The 17,558-nt window shown below is 70.2% G+C and carries 18 protein-coding genes; 10 read left to right on the top strand and 8 right to left on the bottom strand.

What is annotated here, in order from left to right; all coding sequences use genetic code 11:
* Positions 1-26 precede the first annotated feature (26 nt).
* Entirely contained in the window at positions 27-836 is an 810-nt protein-coding gene (locus ACR2FV_RS03245; RefSeq protein WP_434014264.1) for an SWIM zinc finger family protein, read from the top strand.
* Here ACR2FV_RS03245 and ACR2FV_RS03250 read toward each other — a convergent pair.
* From ACR2FV_RS03250 to ACR2FV_RS03270, 5 genes are all read right to left on the bottom strand, one after another.
* Positions 831-1,208 carry a type II toxin-antitoxin system death-on-curing family toxin gene (locus ACR2FV_RS03250; protein WP_434014265.1) on the bottom strand — a complete coding sequence of 126 codons (378 nt, stop codon included), beginning with the start codon at positions 1,206-1,208 and terminating at the stop codon, positions 831-833. The two genes, ACR2FV_RS03245 and ACR2FV_RS03250, sit on opposite strands and share 6 nt — an antisense overlap.
* Entirely contained in the window at positions 1,205-1,402 is a 198-nt protein-coding gene (locus ACR2FV_RS03255; RefSeq protein WP_434014281.1) for a ribbon-helix-helix protein, CopG family, read from the bottom strand. The genes ACR2FV_RS03250 and ACR2FV_RS03255 overlap by 4 nt, the downstream gene beginning before the upstream one ends.
* A gap of 720 nt (positions 1,403-2,122) precedes the next feature.
* On the bottom strand, positions 2,123-3,091 hold the full coding sequence (locus tag ACR2FV_RS03260) for an ImmA/IrrE family metallo-endopeptidase (protein ID WP_434014266.1): 969 nt from the start codon (positions 3,089-3,091) through the stop codon (positions 2,123-2,125).
* Between the two features lie 59 nt (positions 3,092-3,150).
* Positions 3,151-3,555 (bottom strand): type II toxin-antitoxin system VapC family toxin, encoded by a 405-nt coding sequence (locus ACR2FV_RS03265; protein ID WP_434014267.1) that lies wholly within the window; start codon positions 3,553-3,555, stop codon positions 3,151-3,153.
* Entirely contained in the window at positions 3,552-3,827 is a 276-nt protein-coding gene (locus ACR2FV_RS03270) for a type II toxin-antitoxin system Phd/YefM family antitoxin (RefSeq protein WP_434014268.1), read from the bottom strand. Before ACR2FV_RS03270 ends, ACR2FV_RS03265 begins: the two co-directional genes overlap by 4 nt.
* Positions 3,828-3,924: 97 nt before the next feature.
* Between ACR2FV_RS03270 and ACR2FV_RS03275 the strand changes: the two genes are divergently transcribed.
* Together ACR2FV_RS03275 and ACR2FV_RS03280 are read left to right on the top strand one after the other, a co-directional pair.
* Positions 3,925-4,446, top strand: coding sequence for a helix-turn-helix transcriptional regulator (locus tag ACR2FV_RS03275; RefSeq protein WP_434014269.1), 522 nt, complete (start codon positions 3,925-3,927; stop codon positions 4,444-4,446).
* 437 nt (positions 4,447-4,883) lie between these two features.
* A complete protein-coding gene (locus ACR2FV_RS03280) occupies positions 4,884-6,407 on the top strand; it encodes a plasmid pRiA4b ORF-3 family protein (protein ID WP_434014270.1) in 1,524 nt (507 codons plus the stop codon).
* Between the two features lie 141 nt (positions 6,408-6,548).
* Here ACR2FV_RS03280 and ACR2FV_RS03285 read toward each other — a convergent pair whose 3' ends face one another.
* Positions 6,549-7,208, bottom strand: coding sequence for a response regulator (locus tag ACR2FV_RS03285; protein WP_434014271.1), 660 nt, complete (start codon positions 7,206-7,208; stop codon positions 6,549-6,551).
* 116 nt (positions 7,209-7,324) lie between these two features.
* Here ACR2FV_RS03285 and ACR2FV_RS03290 point away from each other — a divergent pair, with 116 nt between their 5' ends.
* The 4 genes from ACR2FV_RS03290 to ACR2FV_RS03305 all read left to right on the top strand — a co-directional run bounded on the left by ACR2FV_RS03290 (position 7,325) and on the right by ACR2FV_RS03305 (position 11,358).
* The gene (locus ACR2FV_RS03290; protein ID WP_434014272.1) at positions 7,325-7,816 is read left to right on the top strand and encodes a hypothetical protein; all 492 of its coding nucleotides are present in this window, start codon (positions 7,325-7,327) and stop codon (positions 7,814-7,816) included.
* Positions 7,813-9,780, top strand: a complete 1,968-nt coding sequence (locus tag ACR2FV_RS03295; RefSeq protein ID WP_434014273.1) for a sensor histidine kinase — start codon at positions 7,813-7,815, stop codon at positions 9,778-9,780. The genes ACR2FV_RS03290 and ACR2FV_RS03295 overlap by 4 nt, the downstream gene beginning before the upstream one ends.
* A 107-nt stretch (positions 9,781-9,887) precedes the next feature.
* On the top strand, positions 9,888-10,508 hold the full coding sequence (locus ACR2FV_RS03300) for a hypothetical protein (RefSeq protein WP_434014274.1): 621 nt from the start codon (positions 9,888-9,890) through the stop codon (positions 10,506-10,508).
* Between the two features lie 262 nt (positions 10,509-10,770).
* Positions 10,771-11,358, top strand: coding sequence for a hypothetical protein (locus tag ACR2FV_RS03305; RefSeq protein ID WP_434014275.1), 588 nt, complete (start codon positions 10,771-10,773; stop codon positions 11,356-11,358).
* Between the two features lie 95 nt (positions 11,359-11,453).
* Here ACR2FV_RS03305 and ACR2FV_RS03310 read toward each other — a convergent pair whose 3' ends face one another.
* Positions 11,454-11,714 carry a type II toxin-antitoxin system RelE family toxin gene (locus ACR2FV_RS03310; RefSeq protein ID WP_434014276.1) on the bottom strand — a complete coding sequence of 87 codons (261 nt, stop codon included), beginning with the start codon at positions 11,712-11,714 and terminating at the stop codon, positions 11,454-11,456.
* Positions 11,711-11,953: a type II toxin-antitoxin system Phd/YefM family antitoxin gene (locus ACR2FV_RS03315; RefSeq protein ID WP_434014277.1), complete on the bottom strand. Its 243-nt coding sequence runs from the start codon at positions 11,951-11,953 to the stop codon at positions 11,711-11,713. The genes ACR2FV_RS03310 and ACR2FV_RS03315 overlap by 4 nt, the downstream gene beginning before the upstream one ends.
* Before the next feature lie 145 nt (positions 11,954-12,098).
* On the opposite strand from ACR2FV_RS03315, the gene ACR2FV_RS03320 reads away from it, so the two are divergent.
* The 3 genes from ACR2FV_RS03320 to pglW form a co-directional block, all read left to right on the top strand.
* Entirely contained in the window at positions 12,099-12,815 is a 717-nt protein-coding gene (locus ACR2FV_RS03320) for a DUF433 domain-containing protein (protein WP_434014278.1), read from the top strand.
* A 221-nt stretch (positions 12,816-13,036) separates the two neighbouring features.
* Positions 13,037-14,131: a PDDEXK nuclease domain-containing protein gene (locus ACR2FV_RS03325; RefSeq protein ID WP_434014279.1), complete on the top strand. Its 1,095-nt coding sequence runs from the start codon at positions 13,037-13,039 to the stop codon at positions 14,129-14,131.
* 295 nt (positions 14,132-14,426) lie between these two features.
* Positions 14,427-17,558, top strand: a 3,132-nt coding sequence (gene pglW, locus ACR2FV_RS03330; protein ID WP_434014280.1) for a BREX system serine/threonine kinase PglW, incomplete at its 3' end; no start/stop codon positions are given.

The following is a 17,558-nucleotide window of genomic DNA, read 5'->3' on the forward strand; positions in this document are numbered from 1 at the left end:
GCTCACCCTGTCCGAAGGAGCCGTCGGTGAATGACTGGTGGCCCACCCCGGCCGAGCCGTGCCCCGTCGAGGGCGGCATGCAGGCGCGCAGCCGCCGCGGCGCGATCGCCCAGACGTGGTGGTCCGAGCGGTTCATCACCGTGCTGGAGTCGCTCGGGGTGGGCGGTCGGCTGCAGCGCGGCCGGACCTACGCTCGCAAGGGCCAGGTGATGGACCTGTCGCTGGACGCCGGAGCGGTCACCGCCCGGGTGCAGGGCAGCCGCGCCCGGCCCTACAAGGTGCGGATCGGGCTCACCGCGTTCGACAAGCAGCAGTGGGCGGCGGTGTGCCAGGCGCTGGCCGACGACGCCTGGTATGCCGCGCGCCTGCTCGCCGGGGAGATGCCGCCGGACATCGAGGAGGTCTTCACACGCGTGGGCCTGTCCCTCTTCCCGGCCCGGGCGGGCGACCTGTCGATGGACTGCTCCTGCCCGGACTGGTCGGTGCCATGCAAGCACCTGGCCGCCGTGTTCTACCTGCTGGCCGAGTCCTTCGACGACGACCCGTTCGCGGTGATGGCCTGGCGCGGCCGGGACCGGGAGGACCTGTTGGCCGCGGTCTCCGCCCTGCGGGGCGGCGGTGGCCGGGTCGCGGCGGACGAGGTCGAGGACGCGGCCGTGCCGCTGAGTGAGTGCCTGGACGCCTTCTGGGTCATGCCGGCCGGGGTCCCTCGGCGGGCCGCGGCGCAGGCCCCGCCCGACGCGCTGCTGGACCAGCTACCCGAACTGGACCTGACGGTCCGCCGCCGCCCGCTCGTCGAGCTGCTGCGACCGGCATACCTGCGTGCTGACTCATGAGCGCGGCTCCGTGGCGCCCCCGAGGATGGCAGCGATATCCAGGACCTCGTCCAGCTCACCGACCACCAGGGAGATGATGAAGTCGTAGGCCTCGTCGTTGGTCATGGTGAGCCGAAGACCGTTGACACCGTAGAACGCGATGAGACCAGCCAGGGCAAGCCGCTTGTTGCCGTCGACGAGGGCGTGATTCTTGGCCAGGGACTGGACCAGCGCCGCAGCCTTGGTATGCAGGTCAGGGTAGGCGTCCGCCCCGAACGCGCTGGCCTGCGGGCGGGCAAGCGCGGTCTCAAGCAAGCCCGTGTCCTTGATCGAGACCGTCGGGAGCACGCGGTCTGCGACGTGGAGCAGGGCATCCAGATCGAGATAGATCACTGCCCGAGCCGGTGCAGCGCCTCTGCGTAGCGAGGCAGCTCCTCGTCCAGGACCTGGTCCAGCAGCTCGGCCTGGCTGGTGCGTTGCACATAGTCGCGAACCGCCTGCCGGGCGACGTCCTGCATGGACCTGTTCTCCCGCTCCGCACGCCGCCGCAGCGCCTCGGTCTCCTGCTCGTCCAGTCTCAGGGTCATCGCCACCCCCTAATGATACCGCTCTTGATACCGACAGGACGCGCCGGGGCGGCAGGTCCTGACGGACGAACAGGCGGAGCGCGCCGTCGACCAGCACCTCCGGGCAGGGCACCATCGAGCGCAACAGTGAAGATGTGCGGCAGGCCTCGCTGGGCGAAAGCTCATCGAGCGTGATCGAGGCCAAGCAGGACCGCGCCTGCACGTGTTCGGTGTCGCGTATGCCGACTCCTCTCTCCCCCGTCATCCCGTGGCAACTGTCAACAACCCAGGTCAGCCGCCCGGCCGGGCAGGCGCACGCCGTAGCGACCGATATCTCGCATCGAGACCAGCAGGTCGACGGCCTGACGCGACGTGAGATCGCCGTCGGCAACCAAGACCCTCGAAACTGCGCGTTCGTCTGGATCAACCACAGCGTTTGCGCCTCGCCCAGATGCTGCAGGGGGCGGCCAGCGCTGCCACCGAAGACCACCCGCCCGAGACGGTCGACGTGCTGCACAGCCTCGAAGTCGTCGATGACGATCGGCGCGCCCAACCACCCCTGCGCAGGTACAGCTCCCAATGCTGGGAGGTGTCGTGCGCTCTGGGCTGCCTCGGCAGCCACTGCCTCCGTCCAGCGCCCCGCCCGCGCAGCCACTCCCTCAGGAGGTCGAGGTGACCGACTGCGGCAAAGTTGCACAGGACGGTGTTGTCCGGGAAGACCGCGTGCGCCTCTGCCACCGGTCAGGAAGCTTCGCCGGGAGGGTCCATCTCGGCACGGAGGGCTCGGGTGTCCGTGCCGATCAGGCTGGCGTAGGGGCGCAGGGTGGTCCGACCCTGCAGGTATGCGGTGTACAGGTCGCGGGACAGCAAGCCGGGCGGCCGCAGCTGCGCCGAGCGGGTGCCGGCCTCGGCCAGCAACGCCGCCCGGGGTGACACCAGCAGGTCGCAGGCCAGGGCACAGAACGACCTCTCATCGAAGCCGCGGTCGACTCGCGCCCTCAAGACATCGTCGGGCATCAGGAACGAAGCCCCGAAGGCATTCGCTCGGATCTCCGTCGGGTCCTTGCTCTTCGACGCGCGCTCGATATCGGCGTCCGGATGCACACCCTGGTTGTCCCCGACCAGCAGATGGCCCAACTCGTGTGCCATCGTGAAGCGTTGTCGGGCGGGATGCACCGACGGCGACACCAGGATGAGGGACGCTTCGGGAGTCGAGGCTGCGAGCCCGTCGAAGTCTGGTCCGAGATCACAGACCGCCACGTCGATGCCGAATGCAGCCTCGATGGTGGGAGGGAGATCGACTCCCGTCGACGTGACCCCCCGTCTCGTGAGCACGCCCAAGGCTTGCTGCGCCAGTTGAGCGCCCTGCTCGCATGCCAGTCCGTGCAGACCTGCACTTGGCACAGGCTCCACCGCCTGGGGATGGCCGAGGTCGCGCGCCACAGAACGAAGCTCGACCATCGACTCGGCGACCTCGGCCGCCTTCCGCGCGGCGGTCCCTGCAGTGGCACGGGCCGACATGGCCAGTGGTGGCTCATGGCCGGTCAGCAACCAGTCGACGCTGACCTGCCCGACGTCCGCGATCCTGGCGAAGTCCAGCGAGCTGAACCGCCGGGCACCGCTCAGGGCCTTGGAGAGCTTCGGTCCGTTGAGTGCCCCATCCGCGAGGCGTACGCATTCCGGCACAGCGCCGATTGGGCTCCATGACACCAGCCCACCTCCCCGTGGTCAGCCGGGATGTCGTTCAACAGGCGGTCACCGCCTCCGGTTCATGGGGCCTGGCCGGGCGCCGCAACCTCCAGACCTGCATCGCGGGCAGCTGTGGCGAGCCGGTGGTCATAGGCCACGAAGGCGCTCAGGTGCTCTCGGACCACGAGCGCCGAGGCCAGGTGGAGCGCATCCAGAGTGCGCAGGGGTGGGTCGGCAATGTCACAGGCGAGGTCCTTCACCGTGCGATCCAACGCGATCAGATCGAACTCGGCGATCACAGCTCGGGCTTGCGCGGTCACCGCCTCGTCACCCAGTCGCCGCGCCGCGCGGAGGACCTCCACTCGGCCGAGCTCGCTGGTGATGACCGGTTCGTCGGGCGCGCGCTCCAACCATTCGATCAGCGCTGTGGTCTCCTCCTCGGACCACACCAGCTTCATCGCAGCCGAGGAGTCGAGGTAGATCACAGGCGCTCGGCGCGCTCGGCATCGAGCAGTTCCTGGTTGGTGGGGGCATGGAGCGCCGTCGGCGGTGCGGAGAAGCCCCCCGTGCGCGTCGCTGCAGGGATGAGCCGACCAGTGGCCACCAGCCGGTCACGAGCCGTCCGCGAGGGGTGCGGCGAGACCAACAGGGCCACGAGCTCACCGCGCTCGGTCACCTCCACCGTCTCGCCATTCTTCACGAGTGCGAGATAGCGCGAGGCGTGCTGCCGCAGTTCACGGACGCCGATTCGGTTCATACCAGACTGTAGCACCGCACGTGCTATCTCGGTGTGGCGTTGGGTCGCAGCGGGTATCCGATCGGATACAGTGTTGATCGAGAGGCGGTGAAATACGATGCCGGAGAGATCGCTGCTGGAGCACGCCAGGCGCGCGGCCGGCCTGAACCAGGCCGAGCTTGCCGGGCGCGCAGGTACGTCGCGCACCGCGATCTCGGCATACGAGAACGGACGCAAGTCCCCGTCTCTGACCACCCTGACGCGCCTCCTCGATGCGTGCGGCTTCGAGATCGAAGCTGTGCCGCAAGTGTCGTTCCACGACGTCCCGGGCCAGGCAGGTCGCCAGTACCGGGTGCCGGACCGTCTCCCCCGACTCCCCGTGGAGGACGCGTTCGCGGTGGTCGTGCTGCCGGTGGCCCTGAACTGGTCGCAACCGGGGCGCGAGTTCCGCTTGGCCTCCCGCGCAGACCGGGCCAGCCTCTACGAGATCGTCCTGCAGGAGGGCTCCGACCAGGACATCCAGACCTACGTCGACGGTGCCCTGCTCGTCGACCTGTGGGATGACCTCGGCCTCCCCAGAGACCTGCGCTGCGCCTGGGAACCGCTGATCTCGGCAGCAGTCGGATGTCGTGGTGCCTGATCCACCGGAGGGAGGCGGGCTGACACCGTTTCAACTAGAGATCGCGCACTTCTTCTTCGAGCTGCCGACGAGTCGCGGTTTCCTCCTGGCAGGAGGGAGCAGGCCGCGGTGAGTCACCTGGTCACCGAAGTCCACCTGTAGGCGGAGGCCCCCAGGACAACGCGAAGCCCGAGTTCCACGGTCGTCCGGCCGGGTCTCGGGCTCACTTCCGACGTCTTATCGACGGGGCGCTTCCTACGGTAGCAGAGGGCCGCGCGCGCGATCTGCCTTCTTCATCGACGCATGTGACCAACGGGTGCTCCACGAGACCCGCGATGCGCCTGGGAACCGCTGATCTCGGCAGCCGTTGGGTGCGGCGACTCCGTCGAGGACGCCCCCCGAGAGAGGCACGCTCGACCGTAGACTCGGGGCGCATCGAGCCCGAGGAGGCGAGCACCGTGCCCAACCCACCGGGGGACCCGACCCCCGAGCAGCAGACCACCAGCGACGTCCTCCGGCAGATGAACCACGAGGAGGTCCATGCATTCCTCGCCGCCTGGCAGGCCGAGCGTCTCTCCGGTGGCCCCTTCCAGGCACCGCGCAACGTCGTCGACCTACCCGACCCGCCGGCCGAGCCGAGCTTGCTGCGGGTCCGGGTCGACCTGGACGGGTCGCGGCCGGCGATCTGGCGGCGGCTGGAGCTGCGCGACAACCTGAGCGTCGAGCAGCTGCACGAGGTGCTCCAGGCGGCCATGGGGTGGGCCGACGCCCACCTGCACCGCTTCTGGCTGGGGCCGAAGAAGCAGATCTGGACCGGACCGCACCTGGTCACCGACGCCGACCTCGAGGAGGGCGAGGAGGGCGTGCACGAGCGGAACGTGCAGGTGGGTCAGGTGCTGCGCGCCGTCGGCGACCGACTGTTCTACACCTACGACTTCGGCGACGACTGGACGCACACCATCAAGGTCGAGGCGGTCGAGCCGCTGCCCCCTGACGCCCCGAGGGCCGTGTGCGTCGGCGGCCGGCACGCCTGCCCGCCCGCGAACGTCGGCGGCGTGCACAGCCACAACGAGCTGGTCGCCGCATGGCGTGAGACACCTGACCACTCGCTCGTGGATCCGATGTATGCCGAGTCGCTCCCCGACAGCTGGGACCCGACCGACTTCTCGCCGGCGCAGGCCACGCAGGCGATCGAGCTGGCCGGGGTGGGTATCGAGGAGATCCTGGCCCTGGCGTCGTTGACCCCGGCGATGCACCCGGGTCTGGCGGATGTGCTGTCACGCGCCGACCCCGCCACCCGACGCGAACTGGCCCGGCTGCTGGACTGGGTGGACGAGCACACGACATACGAGGACGAAGGACCGAGGCTCGACTCGCACACCCTGGGGCGGGCGGTGCGGCCCTGGCAGCTGCTGCTGGAGATCGCCGGCACGCAGGGCATCCCGCTCACCGCAGCCGGGTGGATGCGACCTGCGGTGGTGCAGGAGGTCTACGACGAGCTGGGCATGGCCCGGGAGTGGATCGGCAAGGGCAACCGGGAGGACCTGACCCTGCCCGTGCTCGAGCTGCGGGAGAGCGCCCAGCGCGCCGGCCTGCTGCGCAAGAACAAGGGGCGGCTGCTGGTCACTCCCGCCGGGCGGCGGGCAAGTGGAGACGACGAGGCGCTGTGGAAACACCTCGCGGCACGGGCGCTGCCGACGCGCCCCGGGTTCGAGCGTGACGCGAGCGTGCTGTGGCTGCTCGGTGTGTCGGCCGAGGGTGACCCCGAGGCTGTCCCTGGGAAGCAGCTGGCCAACTGGCTCACCGCCCTGGGATGGCGCAGTGCCGACGGCGCGGTCGTGCAGGCGGTACATCTGCCCGAGGCGACCCGCGACGTCTCCGACATGGTTGTCCGGGTCGCCAGCCGGAAGGGACGGCAGAGTGTCGACCCGGTGGTGGCGCGGGCGTTCGCCCGGGCCGCGCTGCTCATCGAGGACGACTGATCGATCTCGGGCCGCAGTCGTACGGGGCGGGGCGAGGCAGCTCCAACCGAGAGCGGGTGAGGGGTGGGACGGGTCGCAGCCAGGTGCATCCGGTAGCAGTGGTGGAACAGGTTCGCCGGCAGCCGTGGCGAGGGATCCTGGTCAGTCGACCAGTCCGGTGTCGCGGGCGAGCAGGGCCAGCGCCACTCGGTCCGCGGCACCGGTCTTGTCGAAGATCGCCGAGACCTGGTTGCGCACGGTCTTGTCGGCCAACGACATACGACGGGCGATCTGGGCGTTGGAGTGCCCGGCGGCCACGAGCTTGACCAGCTGGACCTCCCGGGGCGAGAGCCGGTGGAAGGGCGCAGGAATCCCGGGCGGGCCCTCGGCGAGCACGCTGTCGGCCGCGAGGTGCGGGCCCAGCACGAGGCCACCCTGGGCGACGGTGCGCAGCGCGCCCAGGACCACGTCGGGGTCGGTCTCCTTCACCAGGTAGCCGGAGGCGCCGGCGGCCAGGGCGGCCCGGGCGCTGTCGCCGTCGGAGGTCATCGTCAGGACCAGCACCCGGCACTGCGGCAGCAGCGCCTTGATGCGGCGGGTCAGGTCGATGCCGTCGCCGTCGGGCAGCCCGAGGTCGAGCACCGCAAGGGTGGGCTCGTGCTCGGCCGCCGCGGTCAGACCGGTGCCGAACCCGTCGGCCTCCACGGTGCGCGCGACCCAGTCCAACCCCTGCAGCAGGGCGACCAGGCCGCGGCGCACCACCGGGTGGTCGTCCACCACCAGAACCACGGCGGAGGCGTCGGCGTCGGCCCGTTCGCTCACCTCACCGAGACTACGTCGCGATGAGGGGACGCGACAGGCCGCGCGGGCGCGAGTACGTTCGGCAAGGAAGGACCCCGGGTTCGAGTCTCGAGAGCGAAGGGATGGTGGCAACCCCCATGGATACCCCCACACCGATGGCCGACGACCAGCTGGTGCTGGTGATTGCGGCCGACGACACCTGGCTGCACGCCGGGACTGCGAGCGAGGTGCTCGGCCATGCGCAGGAGCACCGGCAGCAGCCCTCCGAGCCGTCGGCGGGTGCGCCTGCGCCGCTGACCGGAAAGGTGCTGGACTTCTTCGACGACCACGGCGAGCGCCTGCTCCCCCTGGTCGACGGCCGTTTGGAGGTATGCGGATTCGCAGGCGGTGGCGGTCAGGTCGACCCGGCGGTCCTGCGCGCCCGCATCGACACGGTGCTCGACCGGGCCCAGGCGCACCTCGAGCGCCACCCTGGCGGCGCCGGGGCCGGCTACCCGGCGATGAAGTCGGTGCCCCGCCCCAGCGGCGACCTGCCCGAGGTGATCGCGTCGCTGCGCCTCTCCGTCACCGAGTCCGCGCACGGCCACTCGGCCGGATGGTTCCACAACCTGCTGCACGCCCTGGGATGAGCACGGCGGCCGCTCCGCCGGGGCCGGCCACGTCGCTGCGCCGGGTGGCGGCGCCGCTGGCCCTGACGGTCTGCCTGCTGCTGCTGATGGTCGCGGGGCTGCTCGTGGCACCGGCCGACCGCGTCGAGGCGCCGCTATCACTGACCCTGGCGCTGGCCGCGGGGTTCGTGCCGATGGGCCTGTTCGTGGTGCGGGCGCAGCCGGGCCACCTGGTCGGGCGCCTGGTGCTGGTCACCGGGCTGTTGGCGTTGCTGGCCGTGGCGGCAGTGGCCTGGTCCGGTATCACGGTCGCGGCGTGGGCGGCGCAGTGGACGTGGTGGCCTCCGGTGGTGGTGACCACGCTGGCGCTCCTGGTCTTCCCCGACCCGACCGTGCCGGGCGGGCGGCGGCGGGCGCTCGGCATACTGCTGCTCGTCGTGGGTACGGCGACCACCCTGGTCCTGGCTGCGGCGGCCGCCTACGCTCCCCGCGGCCTACTCACCACGGCCCAGTCCGCGTCGGCCCAGGCCCGGCCCTGGATCGTCGTCGCGGTCGCCGGGGCGGCCGTCGTGCTCTTCGGGTCGGTCCTGATGGTCCTCGACATGATCGCCCGGGCCCGGCGTGCCGAGCCGGAGCGGCGCAGCCAGATCAACTGCCTGCTGCCCGCCGGCGGCCTGCTCGTGGTGGGCATCGTCCTGGACGCCGCCGGGGTGCCGCTGGCCCTGGTGCCCGGGGTGCTGGCGCTGCCGATCGGGATGGGCCTGGCGATCATCCGCTACCGGGTCGACGACCTCGACCTGGCCGTGAACCGGTCCCTGGTGTGGTTGCTGATGAGCGTCGCCATCCTGGCGACGTTCGCGCTAACGGTGGGCCTGCTGAGCCGGACCTTGCTCGCCGACCGGCCACTCGTCGCCTCGGCGATCGGGACCGGCCTGGTGGCCGCAGGCTTCGACCCGGTGCGGCGCTGGGTGCAGCGGGGGGTAGACCGGCTCCTGTTCGGCGACCGCAGCAGGCCCCAGGCCGTGGTGCGCCGCCTCGGTCAACGTATGCAGCTGGCCAGCGACCCGGGTCGCATGCTGTCCAGGCTGGCCCGGACCCTGGCCGACTCCCTGCAGGTCCCCTGGGTGCGGATGCTGGTGCACGGCCGAGACGGTGCCCCGGTCGTCGTCGCCGAGCACGGCCGCGTGCAACCCGTCGCCGCGTCCTTCGCCATGGTCGCCCACGGGGAGCCGGTCGGTGCCCTGGAGGTAGCACCACGCCGGGTGGGCGAGTCCTTCACCCCCGGTGAGGAGTCGCTGCTGCGCGAGGTCGCCGCCCAGGCGGCCATCGCGGCGCAGGCCCACCGGCTGACCCTGGAGCTGCTGCGCGCCCGGGAACACCTGGTGCGTGCCAGGGAGGAGGAGCGGCTGCGGTTGCGCCATGACCTGCACGACGGTCTGGGCCCCGCCCTGGCCGGGACCCGGATGCAGCTGAGCGCAGCCCGCTCCCGCGTCGGCGACGACGGCGCCACCCGGCTGCTGGACGGCTCGCTGGAGGTGCTCGCCGAGTGCACCGCCGAGGTCCGCCGGCTGGTCGACGGGCTACGCCCGGCGGCCCTGGACCAGGGCCTGGCGGTGGCCCTGCGGCAGCGGGCCGGCATGCTGCTCAGCGAGCTGGACGCCGAGGTCAGGGTGGACGACGACCTCGGCGAGCTGCCTGCGGCCGTGGAGGTGGCGGCATACCGGATCGTCACCGAGGCTCTGACCAACGTGGTCAAGCACGCCCGGGCGGGCCGCTGCCTGGTGCGGGTCGGGCGGGAGGGCAACGAGCTGCGCCTGCTGGTCCAGGACGACGGGCGCGGCGGGGCCGCTGACCGCGAGGGCGGTGTCGGCATGGGCTCGATGGCCCAACGGGCCGACGAGATCGGGGGGCGGTTCGTGGTCGCCGACGCCGCCCCGGGCACCCGGATCGAGGTCGTGCTCCCCCTCGGCGGCGCCGCGGGCTGATGTCCCGCAGGTGCCGGGCGGCTGTCCCTTACGGCCGGGACACCGCTGACCGGAACCTTGTCGTAGTCGCCCACCGACGGGGTGGGACCTACCACCGAGGAGACACCATGAGCACCATCGCCCGCACCACGACCCGCACCCGCATCGCCGCCCTGGCGAGCGCCGCCACTGACGTCGCCGCCCTGGTCACCGGCGTGGGGGGGCCCACCGCCCAAGCCGTCAACCCCGAGCCCGCCACCGCGCAGACGACCATGTCCAGCTCGGACTGGTGCAACCGCCAGCTCGGCACGCCCGGATCGATACCGTCACTCGGCTTCGGCAAGCGCAGCTGGCCGCTGACCGGCGGGCTGCACATGAACACCTACAACGGCACCGTCGCCCGCAACACCGGGACCGTCTCGGCCACCACGCACCTCTACAACAGCTACTGGGGTATGGGGTACACCGGCGCCGTGACGGTGGTGCTGAAGAACTCCTGCAACGAGCCGATCGGGGTGACCACCCCGGCGCAGTACGGGGTCGACGCCAAGGCGTGGTTCTGGAACCAGAACGAGCGCTGGGAGTACCACTCGGACAATCTGGGCGCCGACATCACCAGCCGCACGGCCAGCGTCGAGGTCATCCACAACCGGGTGACCGGCGCCAACGCCATCGAGAACTACCGCCGACTGCGCTCGATCGCCTGCGCCGTGTACGAGCCCGGCTGCAAGTTCATCGAGGCGCTCTGACCTGCGACGACGCCCGCCGGCCGGTGGTCACGACGACCACCGGCCCGTCGCCGTGCCGCCGACCGATGGTTCTCGGCAAGGCGCTCGAACTGAGCTTGTGCGCCCCTCGGCGGCCGCAACGCCTGGCCGGTCGAGGATGTGGGCGGCGGGCACAGCCACAACGAGCTGGTCGCCGCGTGGAGCGTGAGACACCCGACCACTCCCTCGTGGATCCGATATATGCCGAGTCGCTCGCCCACCTCTGGACCCGACCGAGTTCTCGGTGGCGCAGGCCACGCAAGCCATCGAGCTGACCTTCGCGCGGGCGGTGCGGCCGTGGCAGCTGCTGCTGGAGATCGCCGGCACGGAGGGCATCCCGCTGACCGCCGCCGGGTGGATGCGACCTTCGGTGGTGCAGGAGGTCTACGACGAGCTGGGCATGGCCCGGGAGTGGATGGGCAAGGGCAACCGGGAGGACCAGACCCTGCCGGTGCTGCTGCTGCGAGAGAGCGCCCAGCGCGCCGGGCGGCGGGCAAGTGGAGACGATGAGGCGCTGTGGGAGCACCTCGCCGCACGGGTGCTGCCGTCGCGACCTGGGTTCGAGCGCGACGCGAGCGTGCTCTGGTTGCTCGGGGTGTCGGCCGACGGTGACCCCGAGGCCGTGCCCGGGAAGCAGCTGGCCGACTGGCTCACCGCCCTGGGATGGCGCAGTGCCGTCGGCGCGGTCGTGCAACCGGTGTATCTGCCGGAGGCGACCCGCGACGTCTCCGACGTGGTCGCCCGGATCGCCGGCCGGAAGGGACGCCAGAGTGTCGACCCGGTGGTGGCGCGGGCGTTCGCCCGGTGCGCACTGCTCGTCGAGGACGACTGACCGGTCCCTGGTGACGTGCCGCCGACACTCCGCATTGCCCCCAATGCCGGGGCAGGCGGACGAACAACCCCGGGAACCCAGCCGGGCGCCTCGGCCTATCGGTCATAGACCTCGCGGCGATGCGCGGCTCGCACAACGGTCACCGTCAACTCTTGGTCCAGCACGTCGTAGATCACGCGGTAGTCACCGACCCTGATCCGCCACGCTGTGCGTTCGCCGGCGAGTTTCTTCGCGCCGTGCGGCCGAGCATCGTCAGCCAGATCCTCGACGGCATCGAGCACACGATCACGGGCCGGGCGAGGCAGCTTCTTCACCTGCCGGGCGGCTGCCGACGTGTACTCAACCCGGTACGTCACGTCGCGAGGTCATGGCGCAGCTCGGCTGCGCTGATCCGCTCGCCATCGTCCGATGCCTTCGCCTTGCGGTAGGCCTCAACGTCCTGGCGCATCTCGAAGTCTTCCAGGGCTTGCAGGTCCCCCACGCTCACGACCACGGCTGCGAGTTTGCCGTTGCGCGTGACGCCGATACGTTCGCCGCCGTACATCGCTCGGCCGAGAACCTCAGACAGCCGGTCGCGCAGCTCGCGTGTCGTCACCTCGCCAGAGACTGTATCCATACGGTCAACAGTACCGCCAGTGTCAACTGTGTACACAGTAAACAGTGGCTCAGTGACTTCCCCGGGTTCGAGACTGACCTTCGGTACTCTGATCGTGTCAGCGCATCTGCGGGAGGTGGCACCCATGATCGACGAGGAACTCTATGCGGCGACCCGGGAGCAGACTGCCTCCATTGCTGGCGTGCGGGCCGCAAGAATCGACTACTGGGTCGACACCGGGCTCATCCAGACAACAGCGGATCGACACCTCACCCCCCACCGCCGCGTGATGCTCTTCTCCTTCCAAGGGCTCCTCTCCATCCTGGTCGCGGCTCAGCTCCGCGAGCGCGGCATCTCCCTGCAACATATGAGGGTGGTCGTCAACCGGCTACGGGAACTGGGATATGAGCTTCCCCTGGTGGAGCTTCGGTTCGCCACAGAGGGCTCCGAGGTCTACTTCATGGACGAGAACGGTCAATGGGAGGCCGGGCGGAGGCCCGCACATGCGCTGATCGATCATCGCATCGATATCGGGGAGCTGCGCGCTCGCGTTCACCGTTCGGTGGGGAGAGCGGCCGACTCGTACGGACGCATCGAGTCACGGCGGGGCGCGCTTGGCTCTAAGCCGCTGATAGCCGACACCCGTGTGCCCGTGCGCACGGTGCAGTCGTATCTGGACGCCGGGAAGCGCCCGAAGGAGATCATTGAGGCGTTCCCGAGCCTGACGCAGGATGATGTGGCAGGGGTGCGCCAAGGCGCAAGAGGAACATCATCGGCTGGCACATCTACCTGGCCTGCCATCGGCTCGACGCAATGGACCTCATCACGACATATCTCGACGCGTCGCCACGACCGAAGGTGAGCACCTGCAGCATCCGGTTGCGGATGCCTGACGTCATGCCCTGAGTGAGGCCACGAGGCGCACCGGAGGAGTGGGTGGCCTCACTTGGGAGGCGGTAAGGCGGGGGTCTCCTGGATGGAGCCATCCACACGACGTAGAAACGACCGGACGCCTGGGCCTTCGTCGAGCCAAGGCGTGTCGGTGCTGGGGGGGCACCATGTGGTCCCCAGGAAAGGACCTCCGTGCCCGAAACGCCAGACCCGCCCACCACGCGAGACATGGTCGCCAGCGGCTATCCCGAGGCCCTCGTCGGCATCAAGGCGGCCATCGCTGAGGCTCACGTGCGAGCCGCCCGGACAGTCAACATCGAGATGATCCAACTCTACTGGCGGATCGGGCACATCATCCTGGATCGGCAGCAACGCCACAGGTGGGGCACCAAGGTCATCCAATGCCTCTCCACCGACCTGCGCGCTGCCTACCCGGGCCGGCGGGGCTTCTCCATCAGCAACCTGGACTACATGCGCCGTTTCGCTGCTGCCTTCCCGACCGGCCCAATCTCCCAACAGCCTATTGGGAGATTGGGGTGGGGCTCGGTGACCATCCTGCTGGACAAGTTCGACACCCCTGAAGAGCGTGCCTTCTACGCAGCGCGAGCAGCTCAGTCCGGCTGGAGCCAAGCCGTGCTACGTGACCGCATCCGGGGTCGGTTGCACCTGCGCGAAGGCGGCGCCCCGTCGACCTTCGAGCGAACCCTGCCGGCCGCGGAGCAGCCGGCTGCGCAGGAGCTGGCACGCGACCCGTGGATCTTCGACTTCCTCCGTCTCGACCGGCACGTGTCCGAACGTGACGTCGAGCGGGCATTGGTCGACAACCTGGCTGAGGTGCTGGTCGAGCTCGGTACCGGCTTCGCCTACATGGGCAGACAGTTCCGTCTGGTCACCGGGGGTGACGAGCTCTTCCTGGACCTGCTCTTCTACCACGTGCGGCTGCATCGCTATGTCGTCTTCGAGCTCAAGGTCGGCAAGTTTCTCGCCGAGCACACCGGGAAACTCAGCTTGTACCTGTCGGCCGTGGACGAGCTCATCAGTGACCCCACCGTGGATGGGAGCGCGATAGGGATTCTCCTGGTCACGGAGCGCAACGACCACGTCGTCGAGTTCGCCCTGCGTGGCATCGACCAGCCGATGGCCGTCAGCCGGTACACGTACCGCGAGCTGCCGTCTGAGGTTCGGGGCGCGCTACCGGACGCAGACACCCTGGTTCATGGCGTCGAGGCAGCGGCCGCTCGGGCCCGTCGACAGCTCGCAGATCCTGACCTGACCACGCTTCAGTAGAAAACTGATGGGCCACGGCACCACAGCCAGTGACGTCGGCCTGTGGCCACTTCCCGTCGGATCCTACGGCGAGACGACGACAATGCCCCATCCCGAGCCAGTTGACGCATGCTCCCAGCTCACGGAGGCCTGCCGTACACCCCACCATCCGCATGCACCCCTCGAGCTCACTGGGCGCCCGTCGACCTCGAGCATGCGCGGTGTTGCACATACTGAGAATCACAGCAGCCTCGTGGTTAGGCTGTGGCCACACGACTGACTAGCGGCGCCCGCGATCATTGGGGAGGTGGGATGCATGGCGCTCTCGAACGACCGTTGGCTTGAGGTCACCGCGTCCCAGTTCGAGCACGAGACCAAGGGGCTCAAGCTCGTCCGTCAGCTCCTCCCCGACCACTCCCCCTACCGGGCGTGGTCCAACTTCGAGTTTCGCGACAACCACGGTCGCTGGCACGAGGTCGACCTCCTCGTGCTCGGCCGAGCCCAGCTGCACCTCGTCGAGCTCAAGTACTACTCCGGCGTCCTGACCGGCGATGACCACCGATGGCTTCGGCCGGGCAAGCGGGCTGAGGACTCCCCCCTCAAGCTGGCCCGCCGCAAGGCGCAGTACCTCGCCAGTCGCCTTCAGGATGCCGCACGCGACTGGGAGCGCGAGACCGGCGCCACGATCCCTGACATCAGGCAGGTCGTCCCCTTCGTCCAAGAGTCCGTCTTCCTTCATCACCCCCGGTTCCAGTGTGAGCTCAGCGACCAGGCTGCGCAGGGCCTTTACGGGCTCGACGGCGCCCAAGGCAAAACACTGCTGCCCGGCATCTCCGAGCTCCTCCTGGAGCCCCCGCGCAACCGCCGCACCACCAGCGCCAGCCACGAGCGGCTGTTCCCCGAGCTGATGAAGCGACTCGGCTTGGTAGCCCGCCGCGAGCGCACGGCCGGGTCGTGGGTTATCGAGGAGGCGCCGCTCAACGAGGGGACAGGGTGGCAAGACTGGCGGGCGAACCACCAGGTGGACCCGACCCAGCACGCCCGGATCCGCTTCCGGGTGCCCCCACCTGGCGCGACCGAGGCCACCACCCGCGAGCTGCGCCGCCTCGCCCAGCACGAGTTCGGCACCATGAGCAGGCTTGTCCACGACGGACTGCTACGCCCCGTCGACATCGTCGACTCGGACCTGGGCACCGGCCTGGTCTACCCGCTCGAGAAGTCACTGCAACGCCTCGACCTCTGGCTGGCCGAGCAGCCTCAAGGTCTGTCCCTAGACACCCAGCTCAACCTCATCCGGCAGATCGCCGAGGCGGTCCACTACGCCCACGGCAGCGCCGTCGCCCACCGCGACCTCACCCCCGAGGCCATCTGGGTCCGCTCGCACAGCGACGACTCGATCAAGGTGCTCGTCGGTGACTGGCACAGCGCAGGCGTCGCCGGACCGGCACCCCCCACCGACCTCCCCGCCGACGGGGTCACCGCCCTGCACCGCTCCGGCGAGATCGAGCTGGCATCCACCGAGCAGGCCACCTACGCGGCATACCGCGCACCGGAGGACGTCTGGCAGACCAGCTCGACCGACCGCTTCCGGCTCGACGTCTTCGGTGTCGGCGCCCTCGCCTTCTACGTGCTCACCGGTGAGGCGCCGGCCGCCGGGGGCGCCGCACTGCGCGATCGGCTCCGCGAGCAGGGCGGCCTGGACATCAGCCCCGAGCTGCCCGCGGCATCCGAGCCGCTGCGCGCCCTGGTCCTGGGCGCCACCAAGCCCTCCCCCAGCGAGCGCACCGCCGACCTCGCCACGTTCCTCGAGCAGCTGGCCGACGCCGAGCGGACACCGCACACCTCCACCGAGCCCGACCTCGACCCGCTCGAAGCGCGCCCCGGAGCGATCCTGGACGGTCGGTACCGTCTCGAGCGTCGCCTCGGCCAAGGCTCCACCGCGGTCGGTCTCCTCGTCACGGACCTGTCGGCCTCAGGGGAGCCGGAGCGAGTCCTCAAGGTCGCCCTCGACGACAACGCCGCGCGCCGCCTCACCGACGAGGCAGAGGTGCTGCGACGACTCAACAGCCCCCGGCTGGTCCGCCTCCTCGACGGCCCGATCGCCCTCAGTGGGCGCCAAGCGCTCCTGCTGGAGGTCGCCGGCACCCAGACGCTCGCTGAGGTGCTGCGCGAGCGGACCCGTATGTCGCTCGACCTGCTCCAGCGCTACGGCACCGACCTGCTGGAGGCGCTGGCCGCGCTCGACAAGACCGGCGTCGACCATCGCGACATCAAGCCGGCCAACCTCGGTGTGCGCACCAGCAAGGGGGACCGCGCCAAGCACCTTGTCCTGTTCGACTTCTCCCTGACACGGGCCGCCGCGTCGGCCACCGAGGCCGGCACCCCGCCCTACCTCGACCCCTTCCTGGCCACCGAGACCCGCCCACGTTACGACTCCCCCGCCGAGAGGTATGCCGCATCTGTGGTCCTCTTCGAGATGGCGACCGGGACCACCCCCACCTACGGCGAGGGCGACGCCCACCCCGGCTCCATCACCGCCGAGGCCACCGTCCCCCGCTCCGCCTTCGACCCCAGCATCGCGAAGGCGATGGTGGCGTTCTTCACCAAGGCCCTGGCCCGTGACGCCGAGCAGCGCCACCACACCGCGACCGAGATGCTGCGCGAGTGGGAGTCGGCGTTCCCCCCCTCGGTCACCACCGTCCCGGACAACGCCGACGAGCTCGCCGCCGCGGCCCGGCTGGACACCCCACTGGGCAAGGCCGGGCTGTCAGCCAGGGCCCTGTCTGCTGTCGAGCCCCTCCACGTGGAGACTGTCGGCGACCTCGTGGCGCTCGATGCCGTGCGGCTCAACCAGTTCTCCGGGGCCGCCGACGTCACCCGCAAGGAGGTCAAGGGCCGCGCCAAGGAGTGGCGCACACGGTTCGCCGACGCGGTCCGCGAGTCGTCCCCGGCCAACACCGGCTCGTCCCTGCCCTCCCCCCAGGACGCCGCGGAGCTGCTGATGGCGCACACCGGCAAGGGCCGCTCGCAGTCGCGACGGGAGACAGCACGGCTGCTGTTCGGGGTGGGCACCGAGCTGGACGCCTTCGCGACTCAGGCTCAGCTCGGGGCACACCTGATCACCCCCGTCGGGGCGGCCAGAGCCACCCAGCTGCTCAGCGCACTCCAGGATGGCTGGGCCGACCACCATCGCACGCTCAACCTGCTGATCCTTCTCGAGCACGTCGTCCAGGAGCGCCTCAACGAGGTCGGCTGCGTCGCCACCGTCGACGAGCTCACGCACACCCTCCTGACCGCCATGACTCCGCGCAGCCTGCCGACCCGCGAAGCCGAGCGTGAGGAGCATCGACTCGTCCTCGGTCTCCTGCGGGCAGTGCTGGACCGGCAGCGCGCGCTGGTGCGCGCCGACGCCGAGGTCGAGCCACTGCATACCCGCCGACGGGAGGGC

The organism is Ornithinimicrobium sp., from assembly GCF_051004135.1.
Taxonomy (GTDB): domain Bacteria; phylum Actinomycetota; class Actinomycetes; order Actinomycetales; family Dermatophilaceae; genus Ornithinicoccus.

What these genes read in the sequence shown, in the direction of transcription:
- ACR2FV_RS03255 (WP_434014281.1), bottom strand. Translation starts at nt 1,402, where the DNA reads ATGACCCTGAGACTGGACGAGCAGGAGACCGAGGCGCTGCGGCGGCGT.
- ACR2FV_RS03270 (WP_434014268.1), bottom strand. Translation starts at nt 3,827, where the DNA reads ATGAACCGAATCGGCGTCCGTGAACTGCGGCAGCACGCCTCGCGCTAT.
- ACR2FV_RS03275 (WP_434014269.1), top strand. Translation starts at nt 3,925, where the DNA reads ATGCCGGAGAGATCGCTGCTGGAGCACGCCAGGCGCGCGGCCGGCCTG.
- ACR2FV_RS03290 (WP_434014272.1), top strand. Translation starts at nt 7,325, where the DNA reads ATGGATACCCCCACACCGATGGCCGACGACCAGCTGGTGCTGGTGATT.
- ACR2FV_RS03295 (WP_434014273.1), top strand. Translation starts at nt 7,813, where the DNA reads ATGAGCACGGCGGCCGCTCCGCCGGGGCCGGCCACGTCGCTGCGCCGG.
- ACR2FV_RS03300 (WP_434014274.1), top strand. Translation starts at nt 9,888, where the DNA reads ATGAGCACCATCGCCCGCACCACGACCCGCACCCGCATCGCCGCCCTG.
- ACR2FV_RS03320 (WP_434014278.1), top strand. Translation starts at nt 12,099, where the DNA reads ATGATCGACGAGGAACTCTATGCGGCGACCCGGGAGCAGACTGCCTCC.